The organism is Kitasatospora sp. NPDC002551, from assembly GCF_040296005.1.
GTDB lineage: Bacteria > Actinomycetota > Actinomycetes > Streptomycetales > Streptomycetaceae > Kitasatospora.
The window spans coordinates 1-23,436 of record NZ_JBEOWI010000080.1; the positions used below are offsets into that span (position 1 = coordinate 1).

The following is a 23,436-nucleotide window of genomic DNA, read 5'->3' on the forward strand; positions in this document are numbered from 1 at the left end:
GGGTGCCCCCCGCCCCCCCCCCCCGGCGGGGGGCGGGGCGCCGCGGGGGCGGCGGGGCGGGGGGGCGGGGGGGGGGGGCGGGGGCGCCCCCCCCCCCCCCCCCCCCCGGCCCCGGCTCGGTCCGCCCGCTTCAGTCCGCCGTCGCCCGGGCCAGCAGCTCCCGGGCGTCCGCCAGGTCCTCCGCCGTGGGCGCGTCGTCCTGGGTGAGGCGGTGCCGCCAGTAGCCGCTGAACTCGATCGACGCCTTCGGCACGCCGCGTTCCTCAACCAGGTGACGGCGGAGCCTGCGGACCGCTGACGCCTCACCCGCCAGCCAGGCGAACGGCGTACCGGCCGGCAGGTCGGCGGTGGCCACGGCCTCGACCAGCCGCCGGCCGGGCGCGGCACCGTCACGGTGCAGCCACCGCACGGTCGTTCCGGCCGGGCCGGGCAGCGGCTGCTCCTCGGCGCGGTCCGCCACCTCGGCGAACACCATCGTCGCGGTGCCGTCGGGCAGGGCCTCCAGCAGGGTGCCGATCGCGGGCAGGGCCGACTCGTCACCCACCATCAGAACCCAGTCCGCCGCTGCGGCGGCGGACCCGATCGACACCGGGGAGGCGTACAGCGCGGACGGCCCCACCATGCCCAGGCGGTCCCCGGGCCTGGCCTGTTCGGCCCAGGCGCTCGCCGGACCGGTGTCACCGTGCAGCACGAAGTCGATCTCGAACTGCCTGGTATCGGGCCGGCGCCGGCGGAGGGTGAAACTGCGCATCCACGGCCGCTCCGCCTCCGGGATGGCCAGGTACGCCTGGTACCAGCCCATGGCGTCGTCGGTCCGCCCAGGCAGGACGGGGGCCTCCTGACCGGGACGGGGAAAGCAGAGTTTGACCTGCTGGTCGGGCGAGGTACCGACGCTCGCGTCCAGTTCATCGGACTGGAAGGTGATTCTGGCCGTTCGAGGTGTGACCCGCGCGACCTCGATGACCTGGACGCAGGTGACGGGAAGGCTCATGGCTCAACCTCCGGTTTCGATCCCCCGTTGATACCTTATGCCGTAAAGAGTTCCTCGGAACGAGGTTACCTTATGCGATAAGGAGTTCTGTCGTGACCGTCTTCGCCGGACAGGGCGACCCGCGCCGCTCCATGGCGCTGCTGTGGCGCGCCCCCGAGGACCCGCGACCCGGACGCAGCGGTCCCAAGCCCGGACTGAGTGTGGACGCGATCGTCCTCGCGGGGATCGCCGTGGCCGACGCCGACGGGATGGCCGCGCTCTCCATGCGCGCGGTCGGCGAACGCCTCGGCCGCACCGCCATGGCGCTCTACACCTACGTGCCGGGCAAGGCGGAACTGCTCGATCTCATGCACGACCGGGTGCTCGCCGAGTTGCCCGCCTCCGACGACCCGGCCCGGGGCTGGCGGCCTGCCGTCACCGCCTGGGCCGACGAGGCCCTCGCCTGCTACCTCCGCCACCCCTGGGTCCTGCAGATCTCCCAGGCCCGCCCCGTCCTCGGGCCCGCGGAGCTGGGTGCGATGGAGACCCTGCTGCGGATCCTCCAGGGGGCCCGCCTCGATCACCGGCAGCTGCGGGGCACGGTCGCGGCCCTGTGGCAGTTCGTCCGGGGATCCGCGCAGACCGCGGCGGAGGCCCGGGCCGCCGCGGCCGCCACCGGCGTGCCGGACGAGGAGTGGTGGCACGCCCGGGCCGCCCAGCTCGCCGACCTCGCCCCTGACTTCGCCGAGCGCTTCCCGCTGCTCACCGGCCTCGAACGGTCCGGCGCCGCCGAGGCCGGCACCGGGAGCTCCGCACCGGACCGCACCCGGGAGGCCTTCCACGCCGGGCTGACCGTCCTCCTGGACGGCATCGCCGCGGCGGCCGCCCGGAGCCGGCCGGCCGAACCATCCGGCGGCGAAGCCGGATCCGGTGCCGGAGGTGAGGCCTGACACCGTCCCGCGTCTCAGTCCCCGGCGCCCCCATCGCCCCCGTCGCCCAGACGGTCCAGGAAGGCGGTGCCGAGGGCGAGCAGGATGCCCAGTCCGACCATCGTGAAGTAGCCCGCCGTCCGGTGGCCGGCGGGGACGAGATAGCGGACGAAGCCGAACACGTGCAGGCCCCACAGGTGGTCGGCGAGCAGGCCGCTGACCCCGCCGACGATCAGGACGAAGCTCACGTAACCGAGGAGGTACTTCATGGCCACGACGTTAGGCAGCCCGGTCCGGGGCGGGATCCGACTTTCGGCGCGACCGGGCGTCACCAAAGTCGCGCGTGCGCAGCACGGGCACGGCGGCGACGGCCGGGGCCGCGACGAGAACGAAGCAGAGCGCCAGTGGCAGGTGACCGACGAGCAGGCCCACGGTCGCTCCGCCCGCGACCGACCCGGCGTTGAGGGCGGTGTTCACCCAGGCACCGGCGCACGTGCGGGTCCCGGCGGCTACCGCCTCGTCCGCCACCAGGTAGGCGGTGGTGATGGCGGGTGAGACGAAGAGGCCGGCGAGCGCGACGGCCGCGGCGAGCACCAGGAGGTTCGGCGCGAGGCCCGCGGCGGCCAGCGTGAGGCCGAGGCCGGCCGTGAACAGCGGCAGCCGGACGGCGTTCGGCACCGGACCGTCCAGCGCGCCCAGCCCGAGGCCGCCGACCGCGCTGCCGACCGAGAGCGCGGCCAGGATCCAGCCGACCGCCTCCGGCCGGCCCTGCCCATCGGCGAAGGCGACCACCATGAGGTCGAGCGCGCCCAGCGCCAGCCCGGTCACGGCTGCCGCGAGCACCGCGCTCCGCAGCGCCCGTCCACCACCGAGCCGACCGGCCCGCTGCCCCCGGCGATCACCGGTCCCGCTCGCCCCGCTCCCCCCGCTCGCCCCGCTCCCCCCGCTCCCCCCGCTCGCCCCGCTCCCCCCGTCCGCGCCGTCCGCGCCGTCCGCGCCGTCCGCGCCGACCGCGTCGTCCCCCGGTTCACCCTGATCGCCGGCCCGGTCGCCATCCCAGCCGCCGGCCGGGTCGCCCGTCGCCGCGAGCGGCGAGGCGACCAGCAGCAGCGCGCCGGTGAGCAACAGGCCTGCGCCCGCGACGACGGCGCCGGCGGGACCGGTGAGCGGCAGCAGGACGCCGACCAGCACCGGTCCGCTGACGAAGAGCAGTTCCTCGGCGACCCCGTCGAGGCTGTAGGCGCGGCGGAGCAGCGCCGGGTCGGGGAGCAGCCGGCGCCAGAGCGTCCGCATCACCGGGCCGAGCGGCGGGATGCAGGCGCCCGCCGCGGCGAGCAGGGCGGCGAGGGCCACCGGTGCGGTACCGGGTCGCGCGGTGGCGGCGGCCGCCGCGAGCACCAGCACAGTGTGCAGCACGGCCATCGGCGGCAGCGCGCGCCGGGGGCCGTAGCGGTCGACCAGACCGGCCCTGACCGGGGAGAGGAGCACGTTGGAGAGACCGAACAGGGCCATCGCCATGCCCGCGGCGGAGTAGGAGCCGGTGGAGTCACGGACGGCGAGCAGCAGGGCGAGCGGGGCCACGCCGAAGGAGAGGCGGCCGAGCAGCGCCGCGGCGAAGGTACGGGCGGCGTACGGGGCGGCGAGCACGGCGCGGTAGCCGGGGCGCCCGGAGGAGGCGTGCGCGGACACGGAGTCGGAGGAGGGCATGAGGGAACGTTCCTCGGTGGAGGCGGGCCGTGGGTGCGAACACCCGGAGGAACCGCAGGCGTGCGGGGACACCGGAGCGCCGCGCCGACGGCAGGCGTCGGGACGCGGTCGCGGCGGGTCGGCTACGCACGAGGGACGAACATGGTTCCGTACCGTACCAGCGCGGGCCCGGACGGAGCAGCGGGCAGGGCGGGGCGGCGGTCGCCCGGGTACGTTCGCCGTGTGCAGCAGAGGTCACCCCACGTCAGCACGCGCGCCCGGGCCGGAAGGCCTGCGGCGGCCGGCGCCGTCGCCGCGCTGGTCCTCGCGGCCGGTTCGCCCGCCGCGCTGTCGGCCCCGCTTCCCGCCACACCGCCCACCGCCCGGCCCACCACTCCGCCGAGCGCCACCACGGCGGCCCCGCCCGCCTCGCCCGCCCCGACTGTCGCCCCCGCGTCCCCCACGCCCCCCGCATCCCCCACCTCCCCCGCGTCCCCGCCCGCCGTCCCCGTCTCGGCGGCTCCCGCCGCGACCGGCGCCCCTGCGGCGCTCGCCCCCGGCTCGGCGCAGGACGCGACCGCCGTGGTCGGCGGCGAGCGGCTGGGCCGGCCGACCGTCCAGGTGGCGCCCCGCGCCGGGGCTCCCGAGCTGCCCGCCGGGCTGACGGGACGCTCCTGGCTGGTCGCCGACGCCGCGACCGGCGCGGTGCTGGCGGCCCGCGACGCGCACCTCCCGCTGCCGCCCGCCAGCACGCTCAAGATGCTGTTCGCCGACACCGTACTGCCCAAGTTCGACCGTTCCCTGGAGCACCGGGTGACTCCGGCCGAGCTGGCCGGGGTCGGCGCGGGCAGCAGCCTGGTCGGAATCAAGGAGAACCTTCCGTACCGGGTCGAGGACCTCTGGCGCGGGGTCTTCCTCGCCTCCGGCAACGATGCCGTGCACGTCCTCTCCCACATGAACGGCGGGCTGGCGCACACGGTCGCGCAGATGCAGGAGCGGGCCCTCGCCCTCCAGGCCCGGGATACCCGGGTGGTCTCCCCGGACGGCTACGACCAGCCCGGCCAGGTCTCCTCGGCCTACGACCTCACGCTGTTCGCCCGGGCCGGCCTGCGCAACCCGGACTTCCGCAGCTACTGCGCGACCCGCACCGCGCGCTTCCCCGGCGGGCTCGACCTGACGACCGGGCAGCGGACCGCCTTCGACATCGCCAACACGGACCGTCTGCTGGGCAAGTACCCGGGCCTCATCGGGGTGAAGAACGGATACACCACCAACGCAGGTGCCACCTTCACCGGAGCGGCGGAGCGCGGCGGGCGCACCCTGCTGGTGACGGTGATGCACCCGGAGCAGCAGTCCAAGGTCTACGACGAGGCGGCGGCACTGCTGGACTGGGGCTTCGCGGCACTCGGCAAGGTCGAACCGGTCGGCACCCTGGTGGAGGAGGCCGGCGCGTCCGCTCCGGCCACCGCGACCGGGGCACCGGCCTCCGAGGTGCCGCCCTCGGACGTGCCGGCCTCCGAGGTACTGCCCGACGCCATCCGGCAGGCCGACCACACCCTGGGCCCGGCCGGCTGGACGGCGACCGCCCTCTGCGCGGCGCTCGCGCTGTGGGCGGCGGCCCGGCTCCGCGTCCGCCGGCGCCTGCTCGCCCGCACCGCCGCAGCCGCCCCTCCCACGGCACTGCCCGCCACCCCGGCCGTCCCGCCACGCCCGAACTACGCCCCCTACACCACCCCGTACACCACGTCGCACACCGCCCAGTACGCAGCCACCACCCCGCACCCGCCCACCGCCACGGCCTCGCCCTCCACCGCCACCGCCACCGCGCCGCGCGGTGCCACGGCGGTGGGCGGGTCCACGGCGGTGGGCGGCGGCAGCCGCCGCCGGCTCGCCCGCCGGGCCCGGGGCCTCGCCCGCACCGCCCGCACCCGGCTCACCTCCCCCGGCCCGCGCCGACCGCGCTGAAGCCCGTTGCAGAAGTCTGGGTGCGGGCAGGTCGGCGTGTGGTCGGGCCTGCTGGTTTCATGCGGTGCGGGCGAAGGTGTGGCCGACGCGGGCGCGTACGCGGCGGTGTTCGGCGATGTCCTCCTCCTGGGCCCGCGGCAGGGGCGGCCGGCGCGTCCGCGGTGGGGGACGACCAGGCCGGTGTTCGGGTAGGCGCCGTCCGCGAGTGCGATGGTGCCCGCGCGGGTGGCGGGCAGGCCGGAGGCCCACCAGGCGTGGGCGTCGACCTTGTTTCCCGGCACGGGGCGGGCGGTGGCGGCCACGAGGCGGGTGCCGGCGTCGATGGCGACCTGCACGTTCGCGGAGAACCGGTAGGTGCGGCTGGACGCCGCGACGGTGCGGTCGCGGACCGGGACCGGGGTGCCGTCCACGATCCACAGCCGCGCGATGCCCGGCACCGGGCATCGAGCGGCTTCGAGGGCCAGGAACGGGCCGAGGCGCTGGACGATGCGGCACACCGTCGCCGCCGGGACGCCGAGCAGCGGGGCGAGCTGCCGCGTCGTGAGGTCGTGAGGTCGGTCCGGTAGTAGACGGCCAACAGCCGGATCCGGTCGAGCTTCAGGCAGCGTCGTCGAAGTGGGCCCCGGACGGTGGATCACGGTGCGGTGGTGCGTCGTCACGAGCCGGCCCCGATGCCGAGCGGGACCTCAGAGAGCCGCCGCTCCCCGGGCCCCGAACGGGTCGCCCGCAGGTCAACCGGACGGCGCCGTCCCGGGCGTGTCGGCTGCGACGGTTCGGCGGAGGCCGGGCACCAGTAGGATCGTGCCCGATGGATACGCAAGCGCACACGACAGCAGCCGGATCCTCCGGCACGACGCCCGGTACCGACGGCCGGATCGACGTCGACGCCGACACCGTGCGCGCCCTGCTGCGGGAGCAGCACCCGGATCTCGCGGAGCTGGCGCTGCGTCCGGTGGAGGGCGGCTGGGGACATCGGATGTGGCGGCTCGGCGAGGAGCACGTGATCCGGATGCCGCGGGACCGGTACGCGCCCGTGAGCTTGCTGAAGGAGCTTCGGTGGCTGCCGGAGTTGGCGCCGCGGCTGCCGCTGCCCGTGCCGGTCCCGTGGCGGGGCGGCGTGCCGGGGGCCGGTTACCCGTACCGGTGGGCGGTGCTCTCCTGGGTCCCCGGTGAGCCGGCGGACCACGCGCCGATCGCCGTCGGGCACGGGCCGCGCTCGGCCGAGCTGCTCGCCAATTTCCTGCTCGCGCTGCACCGGCCGGCCCCGGCCGGTGCGCCGCAGGCCGATCCGCGCGGCGGCCCGCTCGCCCCGATCACCCCCGACTTCGAGCGGCGGGTGACCGAGTTCGAGGAGCGGCTGTACGAACTGGCGCCGGGCATCCGTGCCGACGAGCTGCGCGCGGTCTGGCAGGACGCGGTGGCCGCTCCGGTCTGGGCCGGGCCGCCGGTCTGGCTGCACGCCGATCTGCACCCGGCGAACGCCGTGGTGGTCGACGGGGCACTCGGTGGGATCGTCGACTTCGACGCCCTCGGCGCCGGCGATCCTGCGGGCGACCTCGCGGCGGTCTGGCTGCTGCTGCCGACCGGCGCCGACCGGCCCTGCCTCGAACGCTGGCTCGCCGCCCAGCCGGCCGAGGAACGGGACGCGGCCGAGGCGACCATCCGCCGCGCGCGGGGCTGGGCCGTGCTGCGCAGCCTGGTTCTGCTCGGCATCGGGCGGGCGGGACTGCACGGGCTGCCGGGCGGCAAGCCGACCTGGGGGCCGGCCGGGCGGGCTGCGCTGCACCGGGTGCTGGCCCACTTCCGGCACCCCGGCAGCGTGGGGTGCGCGCGCTGACGCCCGCACGGAGGGACCACGGCGGGAAGGCGGGCCGACCTGCGCGGGCGTCCTAGAATGCCCGGCATGAGCGCCGCCACCCCCCACCCCGACCCGCGCCGGCAGAAGCGGCTCGAACGCCTCGTCAGCCTCTCCTCCGGAAGCTACCTGCTGGTCACCACGTTCAAGAAGGACGGCACCGCCGTGCCGACCCCGGTCTGGGTGGTGCGCGACGGCGAGGCCCTCGGCATCTGGACCGTCGCCGACTCCTGGAAGGTCAAGCGGATCCGCAACCGCCCCGACGTCCTGGTCGGCCCCTGCGACGTGCGCGGCAAGCCGACCGGCGAGTCCCACCCGGCCACCGCCGAGATCCTCGGCCCCGAGCGCACCGCCGCCTACCGCACGCTGCTGCGCCAGAAGTACGGCCTGGTCGGCGTCGTCACCCTGCTCGGCAGCAGGCTGCGGCGCGGCGATCGCGGCACCGTCGGCATCCGGCTCACCCTCACCGACGGCTGACCGGCCCCCGCCCACCGACCGGCTCACACCCCGTCACCGGCCGCACCCGACACCGGCCGCACCCGACAACGACTGCCCCCAGCACCGGCCGCATCAACCCCCTCCACCCCACCCGACCCGTCCGGTTCATGACAGCCGAAACGTTCTTCCGTTGTACGTCTGGCCGTCCGCCAGAGCGCGCGGTATGGCAACGGTGGCGCTGCTACAACACACAGCGCCCCACCATCAACTGCTCGCGCGTCAGGAGGACGCCTCATGCGGCGAACCGATCGAGTCCGGCTCCGTGCGCTGGCGGTGGCATCGGCCGCCGCCGTCGTGGGAGCACTCATAGCCCTGCCGGCCGGCACCGCGCACGCGGTGTCGCCGGACATCGTGATCAGCCAGGTGTACGGCGGCGGCGGCAACTCCGGTGCCCCGTACGCCAACGACTACATCGAGCTGTACAACCGCAGCACCGCGCCGGTCACGGTCACCGGCTGGACCGTCCAGTACGCCTCGGCGGCCGGCTCGTCGTGGTCGAAGACCACGCTGTCGGGCACCATCGCCCCCGGCACGTACTACCTGGTGCAGGAGGCGGCCGGTGCCGGCAGCGGCTCCGTCCTGCCGACGCCCGACGCCACCGGTACGATCGCCCTGGGCGCCAACGCCGGCAAGGTCGCGCTGGTCACCAACTCCACCGCGCTGACCTGCTCCACCGGCTGCGCCGCCCAGCCCGGGGTGAAGGACTTCGTCGGCTACGGCACGACCGCCGGTTCCTCCGAGGGCTCACCGACCGGCAACCTCGCCAACACCACCGCCGCGGTCCGGGTGGGCGGCGGCGCCACCGACACCGACAACAACGCGGCCGACTTCGCCGTCACCGCGCCCACCCCGCGCAACTCCTCCTCCAGCGGCGGCGGGACCGGCACCCGCATCCGCGACATCCAGAGCGCGGCCCGCACCTCCCCGCTGGCCGGCCAGGCGGTCAGCGCCGTCCCCGGTGTCGTCACGGCGGTCGGCCCGAGCGGCTACTGGGTCCAGGACCCGCAGCCCGACGCCAACCCGGCCACCAGCGAGGCGGTCTACGTCTACACCGCGGGCGCGCCGGGCGTGGCCGTCGGCGACTCGGTCAAGGTCGGTGGCACGGTCAGCGAGTTCCGGCCGGGCGGCACCGGCGGCGCCACCAACCTCACCATCACCGAGCTGACCGCGCCCACCACCGCGGTCCTCGCCCACAACGCCGCGCTGCCGGCCGCCACCGTGGTCGGTGCGGGCGGCCGGGTCCCGCCGGCCGCGGTGATCTCCAGCGTCACCACGGGCGACGTCGAGACGGCCGGCGGCTTCCAGCCGGCCACCGACGGCCTGGACTTCTGGGAGTCGCTGGAGGGCATGCGGGTCCAGCTGAACAGCGCCGCCGTGGTCGGCCCGAGCAGTTCCTTCGGCGAGATCCCGGTCGTCCCGCAGGGCTCCACCACCCGCACCCCCCGCGGCGGCATCCTGCTGCAGGCGGCCGACGGCAACCCCGAGCGGGTCCTGCTGGACGACGTGCTCGCCCCGACGCCGAGCGCCACCGTGGGCGACACCCTCGCCGGCGCCACCGTCGGCGTGCTCGACTACTCCTTCGGCAACTTCAAGCTGCTGGTCACCGCGACCCCGACCGTCACCCCCGGCGGTCTCGCCGCCGAGAGCACCGCCGCCGCGGCCGCCGGCGAGCTCGCCGCGGCGACCTTCAACGTCGAGAACCTCGCCCCGAGCGACCCGCAGAGCAAGTTCGACGGCCTCGCCGCGGCCGTGGTCGCCAACCTCCGCTCGCCCGACCTGATCGCCCTGGAGGAGATCCAGGACAACTCCGGCGCGACCGACAACGGCGTCGTCGCCGCCGACCAGACGGTGGCCAAGCTGGTCGCCGCGATCACCGCGGCGGGCGGCCCGGCCTACTCCTCCCGCCAGATCAACCCGGTGAACGACCAGGACGGCGGCCAGCCCGGCGGCAACATCCGCCAGGTGTTCCTCTACCGCACCGACCGGGGCCTGAGCTTCACCGACCGCCCGGGCGCGGGCCCCACGACCGCCAACTCGGTCGTCAACAACGCCGGCACGCCCGCCCTCGCCTACTCCCCCGGCCGGATCGACCCGGCCAACCCGGCCTTCAACGCCAGCCGCAAGCCGCTCGCCGGCGAGTTCCGCTGGAACGGCCGCCCGGTCTTCGTGATCGCCAACCACTTCAACTCCAAGGGCGGCGACCAGCCCCTCTTCGGCCGCTACCAGCAGCCGTCCCGCCCCTCCGAGACCCAGCGGCACGCGCAGGCCACGGTGGTGAAGACCTTCACCGACCAGATCCTCGCCGTCGACCCGAACGCGTCGGTCGTCGTCCTCGGCGACCTCAACGACTTCGAGTTCTCCCGGACCACCGACCTGCTGACCGCCGGCGGTTCCCTGGTCGACCTCCCCCGTACCCTCCCCCTCGCCGAGCGCTACACCTACGTCTACGAGGGCAACTCCCAGGTACTGGACCACATCCTCATCTCCCCCGCCCTCGCGGCCAAGGCGTACAGCTACGACATCGTCCACCTCAACAGCGAGTTCGCCACCCAGCTCAGCGACCACGACCCCCAGGTCGTCCGCATCCCGCTGCCCTAGCCGGACCCCGCCGGCCCAACGGCCCACCACCCCGCCGGTGACGGCGCCGGTCCCTCCCCCGAGGGCCGGCGCCGTCACCGGTTCCGGCACGCCACCGTCACCCTCACCGTCACCGTCGCCATCACCCGGCCGACGACGAGCAGGGCGGACAGGGCGGACAGGGCGAACGTCCACTTGGCGTCGCCCCGGGCGCAGCCCCGCCGCGTCGTACCCGTGCGGCCGCCGGATGACCGACAGCTGGTAGCGGTCGAGCGCCGCCGTCATCCCGGCGAACACCCACGCCCCGGCCGTGTCCGACCTCCGGCTCAGCTGACCCTTCACCATCAGCCGTGGCCTCGGCTCCCCCATGTCCGCCGCCCCTCAACGCCGTTCGACCGAGGCGCCGTCATGGCACCGCCGCGCCCGCGCCCGCCCCCCGGGGCGGAACCGGGCACCGGGCGGGGGTATGTGATTCGGGTCATTCGGGGTGTTCGGGAACTCCCCGGGGTAGGCGAACGACTGGTGGAGGGTGAGTGGGATGTCGCCGGGTGGCCGGCCGTTGAGCGTATTGGCAGGGTTCGCCCTGCTGCTGGTGGTGGTGTTCGTCGTGGCCTTCGCGGTGGGGCGCGGGGCCGGGCCGGTGACGCCCGGGCTGACGCCCGGCGGCGGAGGCGGCGGCGCCAGGCCCGGCATGGGGCACGACATGGGGGCGGGCCGGTGACGTCCGTGACCGAGAGCGCGGGGAGCCCGGGGAGCCCGGGAGCCGGGGACACCGGCGCGCTGGTGAGCACCGATCTCGCGGTCGGCGGGATGACCTGCGCGGCCTGTGTGAGCCGGGTGGAGAAACGGCTGGCCCGGATCGAGGGCGTGAGCGCCGGGGTGAACCTGGCCACCGGACGGGCGCGGGTCCTGCACCCGGCCGAGGTGGGCGTCGGGGAGCTGGTCGCGGCGGTCGAACGGGCGGGGTACACCGCCGAGGTGGCGCCCGACGGGGTACCGGCGGCCGGTCCCGGGGCGGAGGAGGCCGGGGACCGGTGGCGGCTGCTGGTGACGGCGCTGCTGGCGGTGCCCGTGGTGGTGCTGTCGATGGTGCCCTCGCTGCAGTTCCCGGCCTGGCAGTGGGTCTGCTTCGGGCTCGCGCTGCCGGTGGTGAGCTGGGGATCGGCCGGGTTCCACCGCCGGGCCTGGCAGGGCCTGCGGCACGCCGCGGCCACCATGGACACCCTGGTGAGCCTCGGCGTGGTCGCGTCCTTCGGCTGGTCCGCGTACGCGCTGCTGTTCGGCGGGGCGGGCGCGATCGGCATGCGGATGCCGTTCTCGCTGACCGCGGACGGCGGCGGCACCGCGCACGTCTACCTGGAGGCGGCCGTCGGGGTGCCGCTGTTCGTGCTGGCCGGGCGGCTGCTGGAGGGGCGGGTGCGCCGGCGCAGCGGTTCGGCGCTGCGGGCGCTGGCCGAGCTGGGCGCCAAGGAGGTCTGCGTCCGCGATCCGCGCGGCGGCGAGGAGCGGCTGCTGCCGATCGATCAGCTGTTGCCGGGGCAGGAGTTCGTGGTCCGGCCCGGCGAGCGGGTGGCCACCGACGGCGTGGTGGTGGAGGGCGGCTCGGCGCTGGACCTGAGCCTGCTGACCGGCGAGTCGGTGCCGGTGGAGGTCGGCCCGGGCGACCAGGTCGCGGGCGCCACGGTGAACGTCGGCGGAGCGCTGGTGGTGCGGGCGACGGCGGTCGGCGCGGACACCCAACTGGCCCGGATCACCGCGCTGGTGGCGGAGGCCCAGGCCGGCAAGGCGCGGGCGCAGCGGCTGGCGGACACGGTCGCCGGGGTGTTCGTGCCCTGCGTGCTGACGGTCGCGGTCTGCGTGCTGGGCTTCTGGCTGGGCGCGGGCGCCGACCCGCAGGCGGCGGTGACGGCGGCGGTCGCCGTACTGGTCGTGGCCTGCCCGTGCGCGCTGGGCCTGGCCACGCCGACCGCGCTGCTGGCGGCGACCGGGCGCGGCGCCGAGCTGGGCGTGCTGGTGCGCGGGCCGGAGGTGCTGGAGAGCCTGCGCCGGGTCGACACCGTGGTGCTGGACAAGACGGGCACGCTGACCACCGGCCGGATGGAGCTGGCGGCGGTGGCCGTGGCCGTCGGCGCGGGGGTCGACGAGGACCGGGTGCTGCGGCTCGCGGGAGCCGTCGAGCACCGTTCGGAGCACCCGATCGGGCGGGCCGTCGTGGGGGCGGCCCGGGCCCGCTGCGGCTCCGAGCCCCTGCCGGCGGTGGCCGCCTTCGCGGCCACCGCCGGGGTCGGGGTGTCCGGCGAGGTCGAGGGCCGGCGGGTCCGGGTGGTCCGCCCGGACGACGCCGGCGGGCCGCTGCCGGAGGAGCTGACGCGGGCGCTGGCGGACGCCTCCGCGGCGGGCCGCACACCGGTGGTGGTGGAGCTGGACGGGCGGCCGTCGGCCGTGCTGGCGGTCGGCGACACCCTGCGCTCGGGCAGTTGGCGCGCGCTGCACCGGCTGCGCGGCATGGGCCTGGAGCCGGTGCTGCTGACCGGGGACGGGCCGGGCGCGGCCGGGGCGGTCGCGGCGGAGCTGGGCATCGAGCGGGTGCACGCCTCGGCCTCGCCGCAGCGCAAGGCGGAGGTGGTCGCGGAGCTGAAGGCCGCCGGGCGGACCACGGCGGTGGTCGGCGACGGGGTCAACGACGCCGTGGCGCTGGCCTCGGCGGACCTCGGGGTGGCACTCGCCTCGGGCAGTGACGCGGCGATCGGCGCGGCCGGGCTGACCCTGGTGCGCGGGGACATCGAGGCGGTGGTGGACGCCGTCCGGCTGGCCCGGCGCACGCTGGCCACGATCCGGGTCAACCTGCTCTGGGCGTTCGGGTACAACGTGGTGCTGATCCCGCTGGCGGCGGTGGGGCTGCTGAACCCGATGCTGGCGGCGGTGGCGATGTCGCTGAGTTCTCTGCTGGTGGTGGGCAACAGCCTGCGGCTGCGGACCTGGCGGCCCGGACGGGGCGCGGCGGAGGGACGCGCGGGCGGCGGGCCGGGTGACGGCGGGCCATCGGGCGCGCCGCGGCGGGCGGCCCGGGCGCGGCGTTCGGCGGGTGCGGCGTGGTGAGCGGCGGGACGGAAGGCGGGCCGGGGATGGCGAGGCGGGTCGGGGCGGCCGGGCGGCCGGGGACGGTCGAGCGGCTGAAGGTGGTCGGGCCACCGGTGGCGGCGGCCGCGGTGGCGCTCGCGCTGCTCTCGGGCTGGACGGCGGTCGGCGGGGCCGGGACGGCGCGCCCGGTCGAGGTGCGACCGGGCTGGCTGCTGCTGCCCACGGCGGGCGGCGCACCGGCCACCGCCGCCTTCTTCACGATCCGCAACCCCGGCGACATACCCGACGAGCTCACCGCCGCCGACTGGGAGTTCGGCGGAAAGGTGACGCTGAAGCGGCATCTGCACCAGGGCGCCTCGGGCCGGTGGGAACCGGCCGCGGCGCTGCCGGTGCCGGAGCGCGGGGAGCTGGTGATGTCCCCGGAGGACGCCGATCTGATGATCACCAATCCGCCGCCGCTGAAGGTCGGGCAGTGGGTGGAGTTCACCCTCAGCTTCCGCAACAGCCCGCAGCTGCGGGTCAAGGCGGAGGTCCTGCCGCCCGGCGGGCGGCGCGGCAGCGGCTGAACCGGGCCGGCAGGGCTCCGTAGGGGATTGTCGGTGGGTTCCGGTAGTTTGTGCCCATCCTGAGGAGGGCGCCGGGAAAAGGTGGCGCCCGAACCAAGGGTGCTGTGCTTGTCTTTGTCCTGCCGTCCTGCCGTCATGCAGTCCTGCCGTCCTGCGGTTGAGCCGTCATTCGGCTCCGCCGTTCTGCCGTCGCGCCCTCGCGCCATCACTTCCAGGAGCGCTCCCATCAACACCGTGATACGCCGGTCCGCCCGCACCACCCTGGTCACCGCCGCCTGCGGCGCCGTCCTCGCCACCGGGCTCGCCGCGTGCGGCACCGTGCAGCAGCTCAGCGCCGCCGACAAGGTCTCCACCGCCTTCGACAAGCTCGGCCGGAGCAAGTCCTTCAGCGCCAAGCTGTCGGTCGACGCCACCGCCGAGCAGATCGAGGCCTTCGGGGCGGCCACCGGCGAGAAGATCGACAAGGAGACGGCGGCCGCTCTCACCGCCGTGAACCTGTCCGTCGCCTTCAGCGCGGACAAGCCGCTGAAGGACGTCCAGCCGTCCAAGGGCGCCAACGGCGAGGCCGCGAAGGCCGACCCGTCGCTCTCCTCCTCGGTCGCGCTCACCGGCAAGGGCGGGGCGTCGCTCTTCGAGCTGCGCCAGGTCGGCGACCGGGCCTACGCGCGGGCGGACCTCGCCGGCTTCGCCCGGCTCGTCGGCGAGGACGCCTCCGAGATCGACCAGCTGACCAAGAACCTGCCCGCGGCGCTGCAGGGCGCGCTGAAGGGCTCGTGGGTCTCCTTCGACGCGAAGCAGCTCCAGGAGCCCGGCGGCGCGGGCGGCACCGGGGCCTCCCCCGCCCCGACGCTGGACCCGAAGGCCGAGGAGGGCCTGACCGCGTCGCTGAAGGACATCCTCGACCACGACCTGTCCTTCGAGGACAAGGGGAAGCAGGACGGCAAGGAGCGGATCACCGTCACCGCCCCGGCCCGCAAGCTGACGGACGACCTGCTGAAGGCCTTCGCGCCGCTCGCCAAGGACGTCCCGAACCTCGGCAAGCTGCCGACGACCGCGCCGAAGGACGTGCCGGACCGCAACCTGGCCCTGGACCTCTACCTCGACGGCGGCGCGCTGTCCGCGATGACCTTCGACCTCGCCCAGCTGGAGGAGAAGCCCGCCCCGGGCAGCACCCTTCCGCTGCGGATCGCGTTCGGCAAGGACGCCCCGGCGGTCCAGGCACCCGCCGACGCCGCCACGATCAGCTCGGAGGAGATCGCCGGCCTGATCGGCGACTTCACCGCCGGGCTCGCCGCGGACGCCGCGGACGGCTCCGACGGCGCGGACTCCACCGCCCCCTGGGACGGCCCCGGCGACCCGGCCGAGCCGCTCACCGACGCCCAGGTGAAGGAGCTGACCGCCGGCGGCGCCATGAACGAGGAGCAGGTGCGGCTCTACAACAAGCTGGGCATGAGCTACCAGGACATCAAGGACCTCGCCGCCCTCGGTTCCTGACCCGTGAACCCGCCGCCGCCGGGCGCCCGTCTCCTCCACTGAGGGGGCTGCCCGGTCGGCGGGCGGCCTCGGCCCGTACCGACCGAGGAGTGTCCGTGAAGAAGATCAAGACCGCGGTGGCCGCCGCCGTGCTGGCCGGGGTCGCGGTGACGGCGACGCCCGCCGTCGCCTCCGCGGAGCCGATGCACTGCGTCAGCCCGACCTGGGGCGGGGAGTACCTCTGCGGCGGCGAGTACGGCCAGCCCGGCATCACGGAGTACGCCTACCGGGACGGGCGCCGCCAGGCGTTCGTCATCGGCACCGACCACGCCGTGTGGACGCGGTCGAGCAGCACGTCCGGCAAGAAGGGTTCCTGGACGTCGCTGGGCGGCTACCTGATCGGCGGGGTCGGCATCACCGCCTCCGACATGGGCAACGGCCGGTTCGAGATCGCCGCCAGGGGCACGGACGGCAACCTGTGGGCGCGGCGCCACGCCGAGAACGGCAGCTGGACCGCCTGGGCCCGGATCTCCTGACGCACACGTCCGCCGGGCGGCCCGGGGGAGACCCCTCGGCCGCCCGGCGGTCCGGGTCGGAACGCCCCCGCTACGCCGTCGGCAGGTCGAGGACGTCCTCCAGCGGCCGGCGCGGGGTGGCGGCGCCGGGCGGGCCGTAACCAACCCGCAGCACCAGCTGGACGTGGCCGGGCCCTTCGGCGGGGTCGCGCAGGCGCCAGCGCAGATCGGGCCACTCGACCGCCTGGTGCCACACCGTCAGCCGCAGCCCGTGCACGGTCAGCAGCAGCCAGATCCGCTCCAGGGCCTGCCCGGTGCGCAGCCAGTCCGCCGGGCCGTCGCCGGCCGTCGAGAGCGTGCAGAGCTGGGGCAGGGCCTCGAACCGCTCGGACGGCTGCACCGGCCCCTCGTGGTGGGGCGGGCGGCCGGCGAACTCGCGCATCGGCACCCGGGCGTCGTGGTCCTGCGGGCCGAGCACGGCGTACGGCAGTCCGTCGGACGCGGCGGCTCCGCCCGCGTCCGGGCGCAGCCACGTGCGGGTCTCGGCCTGCCGCTCCGGGTCGTGGGCGATCCGGTCCTCGGCCTCCGCGGTGACCTCCAGCACCCGGCGCACGCCGGCCTCCTCCAGCACCGCGAGCACCACGCCCTCGTCCTGCGCGGCGGCGATCAGCTCGGCGACGACCGCCTCGGGGACGTCCCGGTTGGTGAACGGCCGGCGGCTGGAGTGGCGCTCGGCGATCGCCGGGTAGAGGTCGCGGCCGAACGGCCCGGCCGCCGGGGCGGCGCCCGCCCCGGCACCCTCACGGCCGGGGGTCCCGGCAGGGGCGGAGAGGTCGAGCACGGCCAGCAGCCGCGGGTCGGCCGGATCGGGGAGCAGCCGCACCGGGCCGGAGCGGCCCAGCCGGGCGGCGGCGACCCGGAGGTTGAACAGGGCGGCGCCCGCCGCGATGTGCAGCGCGGCGCCGTTGGCGTCGGCGAGCGGGACGGAGCGGTCCGGATCGGCGAGCACCTCGACCCCGCCCCCGTCCGGGGTGGGGCGGAACCGCCACGGCTGGCTGTTGTGGAGCGAGGGGGCCGCGCCGCCGGCGGCGGCGAGCAGCCGCAGGTCGGCCGGAGTGAGGGCTGACTGGGTCATGATGTTCCTCTCCTTGCCTCGACGCCCCGGCGCCGGCCGCCCCGACACGGCGGGCGGACGGCCGGCCCGGCGGGGAGCGGCGGACGGACCTCCCGGTGCGGCCACGGGTCCCGGTACTCCCGAGCGTGCGCCGGGCCGGGCACCGGCGACAGGGTCCAACGGCCCGGATGCGGGGGCGTGTCCCCCCCGGGCGACGGCCGACGGTACGGCGGGCGGCTCAGTCGTGCGGAACGACCGCCACCGGTGCCTGGGCGTGGTGCAGCACGGCGTGCGCGACGCGGCCCAGCCGGGGACCGAGGTCGTGGGGGCGGCGCCGGCGGCCGACCACGACCAGGGCGGCGCCGACGGAGTCCTCGACGAGGGTGCGGGCGGCGCCGAGGCGTGCCTGCTCGACGACCTCGATGTCGGGGTGGCGCTCGCGGTGCGCGGCGAGCGCGGCGGCCAGGGACTTCTCCTCCGCCGCCTGGAGCTGGGCCATCTCGGTGCCGTTCGGCAGGAAGCCGACCACCGCGAAGGCGGGCGGCAGGTCCCAGCCGTGCACGGCGCGGATCCGGGCGCCGCGCAGCGCGGCCTCGCGGAAGGCGAAGTCGAGCACCGCGTCGTCGGGCGCGGTGGCCTCCACACCGACCACCACCTCGGCGGCCCCGGGCTCCCCGGCCGGCTCGGCGGCGGTCGCCGCCTCGGGCTCCGTCGGCCGGACGACCACCACGGGCACGGAGGCGCGCCCGGCCACCGCGATGCTCACCGAGCCGACCAGCAGCCCCTTGAAGCCGCCCAGCCCGCGCGAACCGAGGACCAGCAACTGGGCGTCCTCGGCGGCGGCCACCAGGCCGTCCACGGCGGCGTCCAGCACCACGTCGGTCCCGACGCTCAGCGCGGGGTAGCGGGCCTGGACGTCCTCGGCCGCCGTGGCCAGCATCCGCTGGGCGGCCACCGGCAGCTCCTCGGGGTCGGCGAAGGCGGCGCGGCCGTCGGTGAGCCACGGCCAGGCGTGCAGCAGCCGCAGCGGGGCGCCGCGTCGCAGGGCCTCCTCGGCGGCCCAGTGGGCGGCGGCGGTGCTCTCGGGCGATCCGTCGACTCCGGCCAGGACTGCGGGCGTCATGGGAGGTTCCTTCCGCTGCGGACCCGCCGGGTGGGCGGACCTCGGGGTGGCTGCCGGTCGGGGCCGGCCGGGTGCGCTGACGCACCGTCCGTCCCCTGTGACCACCCTGGTCCCGCGCGGGGCGGGCGGCCAGAGGCCGCAGGGCCCTTGGGCCAGGGTCCAAAGGCCCGTCGGGCGCCCCGGGCGCGCCGCGCGCCCGGCGTGCGGGCGGGCGCGCGCGGCGCGCGGGCCGCCGTCCGCACCGGTCCGGCGCGTGCATGACCGACCCCGGCGTTCCGCGCACATGCCTGCGGCACTAACGTGAATCCGACAATCCGACCGGTCGGCCGACCGGATACGGACCCGGACCAGCAGCACGGAACCACGAGGAGGACGCCGGTGGGCGGCGCGGAGGACACGCGGACGGGCACCGGCGGAGACCAGCGCGGACGGGCGGACGGCGCCCCGCCGCCCGACTGCCCCGCCCACGTCGGACCGGCCACCCCCGGTACGGCCCCCGCCGTCGCGGCACAGGCGGTCACGGCACAGGCCGCCGCGGCGCAGGCGGTACCGGCGCGGACCGCGACGACGCCCGCCGCCGGCCCGCGGATCCCGCAGCTGCGCCTGGACGAGCTGCTGGAGGAGCTCCAGTGGCGGATCGACGCGGCGCGCGGCACCCGTGACCGGGTGCACAGCCTGCTGGAGGCGGTGCTCGCGGTCGGCCGCGAGCTGGACCTCTCCCAGGCGCTGCACCGCATCGTCGAGGCCGCCGCCGACCTGGTCGACGCCCGCTACGCGGCGCTCGGCGTGATCGGCGCGGACGGCTACTCGCTGTCGCAGTTCCTGACGGTCGGGCTCACCCAGGAGGAGATCGACGCGATCGGCCCGCCGCCGACCGGCCGCGGCATCCTCGGCGAGCTGATCCGCGACCCGCAGCCGCTGCGCTGCCCGGTGCTCTCCGAGCACCCGGCCTCGGTGGGCTTCCCGTCGAACCACCCGCCGATGCACACCTTCCTCGGGGTGCCGGTGCGGGTGCGCGGCGAGGTGTTCGGCAACCTCTACCTGACCGACAAGCGCGGCGGCCTGGACTTCGACGCGGACGACGAGGCGGTGATCTCGACGCTGGCGGTGGCCGCCGGGGTCGCGATCGACAACGCCCGGCTGTACGAGGAGGCGCAGCGCCAGCAGCGCTGGCTGCGGGCGAGCGCGGAGATCACCCGCAGCCTGCTGTCGGGCGCGCCCCGGCTGGAGGTCGTGGAGCTGATCGCGCGCCGGGCCCGGGAGATCGCGGGCGCCGAGCTGGCCGACGTCTCGGTGGCGCTGGCCGAGCCGGGCGAGCGGGCCGCCGAGCTGACCGTGGAGGTGGCCCTGGGCGGCCGGGCGGAGGCCCGGCTCGGGGTGACGGTGCCGGTGGACGGCACGCTGTCCGGCGCCGCGTACGCCTCGGGCTCGCCGGCCACCAGCGACGAGCTGGAGCACGACGGGCGCTTCCCGGCCGGGCCGCCCGGGCGGTTCACCGGGCTGGGGCCGGCCGTGGCGGTGCCGCTGGGCACCGGCGAGGGCTTCGGGCGCGGTGTGCTGCTGCTGGCCCGCGAGAGCGGGCACCCGCCGTTCACGGCCGAGGAGACGGGCCCGCTGCTGGGCTTCGCCGACCAGGCCGCGCTCGCCCTGGAGCTGGCCGAACGGCGTCGGGACGCCGAGCAGCTGACCCTCCTGGAGGACCGCGACCGGATCGCCCGGGACCTGCACGACCTGGCGATCCAGCGGCTCTTCGCGACCGGTATGACGCTGCAGAGCGCGGGCCGGCTGATCGAGAGCCAGAGCGCGGCCGACCGGGTGAGCCGGGCGGTCGCGGACCTGGACGAGACCATCAAGATCATCCGCTCGACGATCTTCGGCCTGCGCGCCCACAACGAGCCGGACCGGGGGCTGCGCGCCCGCGCCACCCGCGCCGTCGGCGAGGCGCAGGCCACCCTCGGGTTCGCGCCGCGGCTCAGCATGGAGGGCCTGCTGGACACCGACGTGCCGCAGGAGCTGGCCGAGCACCTGATGGCCGTGCTCGGCGAGGCGCTCAGCAACGCCGCCCGGCACGCCCGGGCGAGCCGCGTCGAGGTGGCGCTGCGCGCGGCCGGCGGGACGGTGACGCTCACGGTGACCGACGACGGCGTGGGCGTCCCGGCCGGCGGGCGCCGCAGCGGGCTGCGCAACCTCGCCGAGCGCGCCGACCGGGCGGGCGGCACCTTCGAGCTGCTCCCGGCCGACGGCGGCGGCACCCGGCTGGTCTGGCAGGCCCCGCTGGGCGTCTGACAGCGGCGCGGACCGGGCCTCGGGCCCCCTCGGGGCGCCGGGCCCGGCCAGAACGGGCCCCGGGCCGGGACGGGCCTCAGGCCAGGACAGGCCCCGGGCCAGAATAGGTCTCAGGCCGGGACGGGCCTCAGGCCGCGTCGGGCGTCAGGTGCCGGCCGACGACCAGTTCCGGGGCGATGCGGATCTCCGCGCGGGCGCCGGCGTCCGGGGACGGCGGGCGGACCTCGGCGCGGCCGAGGACGGTGACGCACCAGCCGGTACCGTCCGTGCCGTCCACCTCGTCGGCCTCGAAGGCGATCACCGCGCCCTCCACGGCGCGCGCCAGTTCGGAACCGGCCGTGGTGGAGAGCAGCACGCCGCCGAGCGCGTCCAGCCGGAAGCGGACCGGGAGGACGGCGGGCAGCGCGCCGACGGTGTAGACCACGCGGCCCACCCCGGTGCGGGCCAGCAGCTCCAGCGCCCGGGTCTCGTCGAGTTCGCGCGCCTGGCGGGGCTGCGGCCGGACCCGGGGCTCGACCTGCACGGACGCGGCTTCAGGATCGGCGTTCATACCAGCGATCGTCGCCCGCGGCGCCCGGACGGGGCGAGGGCCGATGGTCCCGCCGAGGGTCCCACCCGGCCTACGGCGAAAGGCCCTGGGGCCGGCACACCCACGCGGGGCCGGTGCGCGTACCCGGGGCCCGCGAACCCCTCGGGCCCGCCCGCCCCCGGGCAGCGGGCGCCCCCGGGCAGCGAGCGGCCCCGGTCACCTCAGGCGGGCGGGCGACCGGGGCCGGGTCGGGGGCGACGGCGTCAGCCGCGCGGGCCGTGACCGAGGACGCGCGGGTGGTGGGCCGACCGGTCGGCGGCGGCCGACTGGCGCAGCTCGGTGGCGATCAGCGCCGCCTGCACCCGCCGCTCGACGCCGAGCTTGGCGAGCAGCCGCGAGACGTGGTTCTTGACCGTCTTCTCGGCGAGGAAGAGCCGCTCGCCGATCTGCCGGTTGGTCAGCCCCTCGCCGATCAGGGCGAGCACCTCCTGCTCGCGCGCGGTCAGCTCCGGGCCGCCGCCGGACGGCTGCGCGGGCTCGGCCTCGCTGCGCAGCCGGTTGAGCAGCCGGGTCGCGGCGCCGGGGTCGAGCATCGAGCGGCCGGAGGCGACGGTGCGCACGGCGGCGACCAGGTCGGTGCCGCTGATCTGCTTGAGCACGTAGCCCGCGGCGCCCGCCATCACGGCGTCGAGCAGCGCCTCCTCGTCGTCGAAGGAGGTGAGCATCAGGCAGGCGAGGTCGGGCATCCGGGAGCGCAGCTCGCGGCAGACGGCCACGCCGTCGCCGTCGCCGAGGCGCACGTCCAGGACGGCGACGTCCGGGCGCAGCGCGGGGATGCGGACCAGCGCCTGCTCGGCGGTGCCGGCCTCGCCGACCACCTCCAGGTCGGGCTCGCCGTCCAGCAGGTCGTGCACGCCGCGGCGCACCACCTCGTGGTCGTCCAGCAGGAACACCCTCACCGGTGCCGGCGTCCCGTTCCCGGCCGTCTCGCTCGCCATGTCGTGGCTCCACCCTCTCCGTGCCCGGCACACCACACGCCGGGTCCATCGCATCATGCCGTACCACCCGGGCCCCGCCCAGGGTCCAACGGCCCCATTGCGGTCCCCGGCGCCGCCGGTCCCCGGGGCTACGGGTCCTCGACGCTACCGGTCCTTGAGCGCGCCGAGCACCCGCTCCACCGCACCGAAGGCGACGGCGCTGTCGAGCGGGTTGGAGTAGGTGCGCGACCAGGTGATCAGCCCGCCGCGCACCCGGGCGAACACCACCATGTCGAGGGTGAAGCGCTTGCCGGTGGCCAGGACCTCGCCGTGCAGCCGGTACTCGGCGACGGCCAGCTCGGGGTCGGTGGTGCCGTGCACGGAGACGTGGTCCACGGCGTCGAAGCGCTGCATGGCCGCGCCGCGCCGCAGGTGCTCGACGAAGGCCTCCCGGCCGGGCTGCTGCGGGGGGACGCCGGGCAGCAGGTAGGGCAGTTCGAAGACGGAGTCGGTGGTGACCAGGTCGGCCACCGCCGGGTCGGGGCCCTTGCCCATGAGTTCGACGAACTGCCGGAGCACTTCGCTCGGCGCGGGGGTGGCGGTCATCGGACGCTCCTCTCGACGGGCCGGGTCCTCGCCCCGGTCGCCTGATTGATATCCGGACCTGCCACGGCTCAGCAAGGGTTCGGCGGAAGAACGGTGACGTTTCGTCAGGCGCGGGCCCGGCGGGCGTTGCCGAGTCCGATGAGCAGGAAGGCGGTGGAGACCGCGACCGCGCTGCCCGCGGCGGCGGCCAGGCGGGGCGCGAGCGGGCCGCCGCCGGAGAGCAGGATGGAGACGGCGCCGAGCGAGGCGATCGCCAGGCCGACCAGCAGCCAGCCGAGCAGGGCGCGCGGCGAGGGGCGCACCGGGGCGGGCGCCGGGTTCGGGTCGATCAGGGCCCAGCGCACGGCCTCCTCGCGCTGTTCGATGCGGCTCTGGAGGTGGGCGCGGACGCGCATCAGGACGCCGGCGACCAGGCCGGCGAGGGCGATCTCGGCGGCGGGCTGCCAGGCGGGGACGGCCAGCAGCAGGCCGCCGGCCATGGCCAGACAGGCCCACCAGGTCACGCAGGCGGCCGCGGCGGTGCGGGCCGAGCGGGGGCGGTCCGCGCCGGCCTGGAGGTCGGCGATGGCGGGCAGGTACCAGACGCAGCCGGACGCGGTGATCGCGGCGGTGCCGATGGCCAGGACGATGTGGGACATGGTGACGGCTCTCCTCAAGCCTCGGGCGGTTCGGAGGGGGAGCCGCTC

20 protein-coding genes and 1 pseudogene are annotated in these 23,436 nt (G+C 76.4%); 11 read left to right on the forward strand and 10 right to left on the reverse strand.

Annotation, left to right across the window (positions count from 1 at the left end; all coding sequences use genetic code 11):
- Positions 1–130 precede the first annotated feature (130 nt).
- A complete protein-coding gene (locus ABT093_RS37205; RefSeq protein WP_350571883.1) occupies positions 131–991 on the reverse strand; it encodes a siderophore-interacting protein in 861 nt (286 codons plus the stop codon).
- 92 nt (positions 992–1,083) lie between these two features.
- Between ABT093_RS37205 and ABT093_RS37210 the strand changes: the two genes are divergently transcribed.
- On the forward strand, positions 1,084–1,920 hold the full coding sequence (locus ABT093_RS37210) for a TetR/AcrR family transcriptional regulator C-terminal domain-containing protein (protein ID WP_350571885.1): 837 nt from the start codon (positions 1,084–1,086) through the stop codon (positions 1,918–1,920).
- A gap of 14 nt (positions 1,921–1,934) precedes the next feature.
- Here ABT093_RS37210 and ABT093_RS37215 read toward each other — a convergent pair whose 3' ends face one another.
- Both ABT093_RS37215 and ABT093_RS37220 read right to left on the reverse strand, forming a co-directional pair.
- Positions 1,935–2,168: a hypothetical protein gene (locus ABT093_RS37215; RefSeq protein WP_350571887.1), complete on the reverse strand. Its 234-nt coding sequence runs from the start codon at positions 2,166–2,168 to the stop codon at positions 1,935–1,937.
- Positions 2,169–2,178: 10 nt separating this feature from the next.
- Positions 2,179–3,606, reverse strand: a complete 1,428-nt coding sequence (locus tag ABT093_RS37220) for an MFS transporter (protein ID WP_350571889.1) — start codon at positions 3,604–3,606, stop codon at positions 2,179–2,181.
- A gap of 222 nt (positions 3,607–3,828) precedes the next feature.
- Here ABT093_RS37220 and ABT093_RS37225 point away from each other — a divergent pair, with 222 nt between their 5' ends.
- Positions 3,829–5,550 carry a D-alanyl-D-alanine carboxypeptidase family protein gene (locus ABT093_RS37225; RefSeq protein WP_350571891.1) on the forward strand — a complete coding sequence of 574 codons (1,722 nt, stop codon included), beginning with the start codon at positions 3,829–3,831 and terminating at the stop codon, positions 5,548–5,550.
- A 66-nt stretch (positions 5,551–5,616) separates the two neighbouring features.
- Here ABT093_RS37225 and ABT093_RS37230 read toward each other — a convergent pair.
- Positions 5,617–6,154: pseudogene (locus tag ABT093_RS37230) on the reverse strand (transposase); the annotation flags it as partial.
- Between the two features lie 204 nt (positions 6,155–6,358).
- Here ABT093_RS37230 and ABT093_RS37235 point away from each other — a divergent pair.
- The 8 genes from ABT093_RS37235 to ABT093_RS37270 all read left to right on the forward strand — a co-directional run bounded on the left by ABT093_RS37235 (position 6,359) and on the right by ABT093_RS37270 (position 16,136).
- The gene (locus ABT093_RS37235) at positions 6,359–7,387 is read left to right on the forward strand and encodes a phosphotransferase (RefSeq protein ID WP_350571893.1); all 1,029 of its coding nucleotides are present in this window, start codon (positions 6,359–6,361) and stop codon (positions 7,385–7,387) included.
- Between the two features lie 66 nt (positions 7,388–7,453).
- Positions 7,454–7,882 (forward strand): PPOX class F420-dependent oxidoreductase, encoded by a 429-nt coding sequence (locus tag ABT093_RS37240; protein WP_350571895.1) that lies wholly within the window; start codon positions 7,454–7,456, stop codon positions 7,880–7,882.
- A 255-nt stretch (positions 7,883–8,137) separates the two neighbouring features.
- On the forward strand, positions 8,138–10,501 hold the full coding sequence (locus tag ABT093_RS37245; RefSeq protein WP_350571897.1) for a DUF8508 domain-containing protein: 2,364 nt from the start codon (positions 8,138–8,140) through the stop codon (positions 10,499–10,501).
- A 538-nt stretch (positions 10,502–11,039) separates the two neighbouring features.
- Positions 11,040–11,201: a hypothetical protein gene (locus tag ABT093_RS37250; RefSeq protein WP_350571899.1), complete on the forward strand. Its 162-nt coding sequence runs from the start codon at positions 11,040–11,042 to the stop codon at positions 11,199–11,201.
- Positions 11,202–11,290: 89 nt separating this feature from the next.
- Entirely contained in the window at positions 11,291–13,579 is a 2,289-nt protein-coding gene (locus tag ABT093_RS37255) for a heavy metal translocating P-type ATPase (RefSeq protein ID WP_502884403.1), read from the forward strand.
- Positions 13,580–13,605: 26 nt separating this feature from the next.
- The gene (locus tag ABT093_RS37260; RefSeq protein WP_350571901.1) at positions 13,606–14,127 is read left to right on the forward strand and encodes a copper chaperone PCu(A)C; all 522 of its coding nucleotides are present in this window, start codon (positions 13,606–13,608) and stop codon (positions 14,125–14,127) included.
- A gap of 234 nt (positions 14,128–14,361) precedes the next feature.
- Positions 14,362–15,621 (forward strand): hypothetical protein, encoded by a 1,260-nt coding sequence (locus ABT093_RS37265; protein ID WP_350571903.1) that lies wholly within the window; start codon positions 14,362–14,364, stop codon positions 15,619–15,621.
- A 95-nt stretch (positions 15,622–15,716) separates the two neighbouring features.
- Complete coding sequence (locus tag ABT093_RS37270) at positions 15,717–16,136, forward strand: DUF8189 domain-containing protein (protein WP_350571905.1); 420 nt, start codon at positions 15,717–15,719, stop codon at positions 16,134–16,136.
- 70 nt (positions 16,137–16,206) lie between these two features.
- Here the strand turns inward: ABT093_RS37270 and ABT093_RS37275 are convergent, their stop codons facing one another.
- Positions 16,207–17,250 (reverse strand): Acg family FMN-binding oxidoreductase, encoded by a 1,044-nt coding sequence (locus tag ABT093_RS37275; protein WP_350571907.1) that lies wholly within the window; start codon positions 17,248–17,250, stop codon positions 16,207–16,209.
- 217 nt (positions 17,251–17,467) lie between these two features.
- Positions 17,468–18,352 (reverse strand): universal stress protein, encoded by an 885-nt coding sequence (locus ABT093_RS37280; protein WP_350571909.1) that lies wholly within the window; start codon positions 18,350–18,352, stop codon positions 17,468–17,470.
- 588 nt (positions 18,353–18,940) lie between these two features.
- Between ABT093_RS37280 and ABT093_RS37285 the strand changes: the two genes are divergently transcribed.
- Positions 18,941–20,638: a sensor histidine kinase gene (locus ABT093_RS37285; RefSeq protein WP_502884404.1), complete on the forward strand. Its 1,698-nt coding sequence runs from the start codon at positions 18,941–18,943 to the stop codon at positions 20,636–20,638.
- Positions 20,639–20,765: 127 nt separating this feature from the next.
- Here the strand turns inward: ABT093_RS37285 and ABT093_RS37290 are convergent, their stop codons facing one another.
- From ABT093_RS37290 to ABT093_RS37305, 4 genes are all read right to left on the reverse strand, one after another.
- Positions 20,766–21,188, reverse strand: a complete 423-nt coding sequence (locus tag ABT093_RS37290) for a pyridoxamine 5'-phosphate oxidase family protein (RefSeq protein ID WP_350571911.1) — start codon at positions 21,186–21,188, stop codon at positions 20,766–20,768.
- Positions 21,189–21,430: 242 nt separating this feature from the next.
- Positions 21,431–22,165 carry a response regulator gene (locus ABT093_RS37295; RefSeq protein WP_350571912.1) on the reverse strand — a complete coding sequence of 245 codons (735 nt, stop codon included), beginning with the start codon at positions 22,163–22,165 and terminating at the stop codon, positions 21,431–21,433.
- A gap of 144 nt (positions 22,166–22,309) precedes the next feature.
- Positions 22,310–22,750, reverse strand: coding sequence for a nuclear transport factor 2 family protein (locus tag ABT093_RS37300; RefSeq protein WP_350571913.1), 441 nt, complete (start codon positions 22,748–22,750; stop codon positions 22,310–22,312).
- Between the two features lie 104 nt (positions 22,751–22,854).
- Positions 22,855–23,388 (reverse strand): hypothetical protein, encoded by a 534-nt coding sequence (locus ABT093_RS37305; protein WP_350571914.1) that lies wholly within the window; start codon positions 23,386–23,388, stop codon positions 22,855–22,857.
- Positions 23,389–23,436 lie beyond the last annotated feature (48 nt).

Excerpts from the sequence above, each read along its gene's own strand:
- ABT093_RS37220 (WP_350571889.1), bottom strand. The coding sequence starts at position 3,606 with ATGCCCTCCTCCGACTCCGTGTCCGCGCACGCCTCCTCCGGGCGCCCC.
- ABT093_RS37300 (WP_350571913.1), bottom strand. The coding sequence starts at position 22,750 with ATGACCGCCACCCCCGCGCCGAGCGAAGTGCTCCGGCAGTTCGTCGAA.
- ABT093_RS37280 (WP_350571909.1), bottom strand. The coding sequence starts at position 18,352 with ATGACGCCCGCAGTCCTGGCCGGAGTCGACGGATCGCCCGAGAGCACC.
- ABT093_RS37240 (WP_350571895.1), top strand. The coding sequence starts at position 7,454 with ATGAGCGCCGCCACCCCCCACCCCGACCCGCGCCGGCAGAAGCGGCTC.
- ABT093_RS37205 (WP_350571883.1), bottom strand. The coding sequence starts at position 991 with ATGAGCCTTCCCGTCACCTGCGTCCAGGTCATCGAGGTCGCGCGGGTC.
- ABT093_RS37295 (WP_350571912.1), bottom strand. The coding sequence starts at position 22,165 with ATGGCGAGCGAGACGGCCGGGAACGGGACGCCGGCACCGGTGAGGGTG.
- ABT093_RS37255 (WP_502884403.1), top strand. The coding sequence starts at position 11,291 with ATGACCTGCGCGGCCTGTGTGAGCCGGGTGGAGAAACGGCTGGCCCGG.
- ABT093_RS37275 (WP_350571907.1), bottom strand. The coding sequence starts at position 17,250 with ATGACCCAGTCAGCCCTCACTCCGGCCGACCTGCGGCTGCTCGCCGCC.
- ABT093_RS37305 (WP_350571914.1), bottom strand. The coding sequence starts at position 23,388 with ATGTCCCACATCGTCCTGGCCATCGGCACCGCCGCGATCACCGCGTCC.
- ABT093_RS37290 (WP_350571911.1), bottom strand. The coding sequence starts at position 21,188 with ATGAACGCCGATCCTGAAGCCGCGTCCGTGCAGGTCGAGCCCCGGGTC.
- ABT093_RS37235 (WP_350571893.1), top strand. The coding sequence starts at position 6,359 with ATGGATACGCAAGCGCACACGACAGCAGCCGGATCCTCCGGCACGACG.
- ABT093_RS37260 (WP_350571901.1), top strand. The coding sequence starts at position 13,606 with ATGGCGAGGCGGGTCGGGGCGGCCGGGCGGCCGGGGACGGTCGAGCGG.
- ABT093_RS37245 (WP_350571897.1), top strand. The coding sequence starts at position 8,138 with ATGCGGCGAACCGATCGAGTCCGGCTCCGTGCGCTGGCGGTGGCATCG.
- ABT093_RS37215 (WP_350571887.1), bottom strand. The coding sequence starts at position 2,168 with ATGAAGTACCTCCTCGGTTACGTGAGCTTCGTCCTGATCGTCGGCGGG.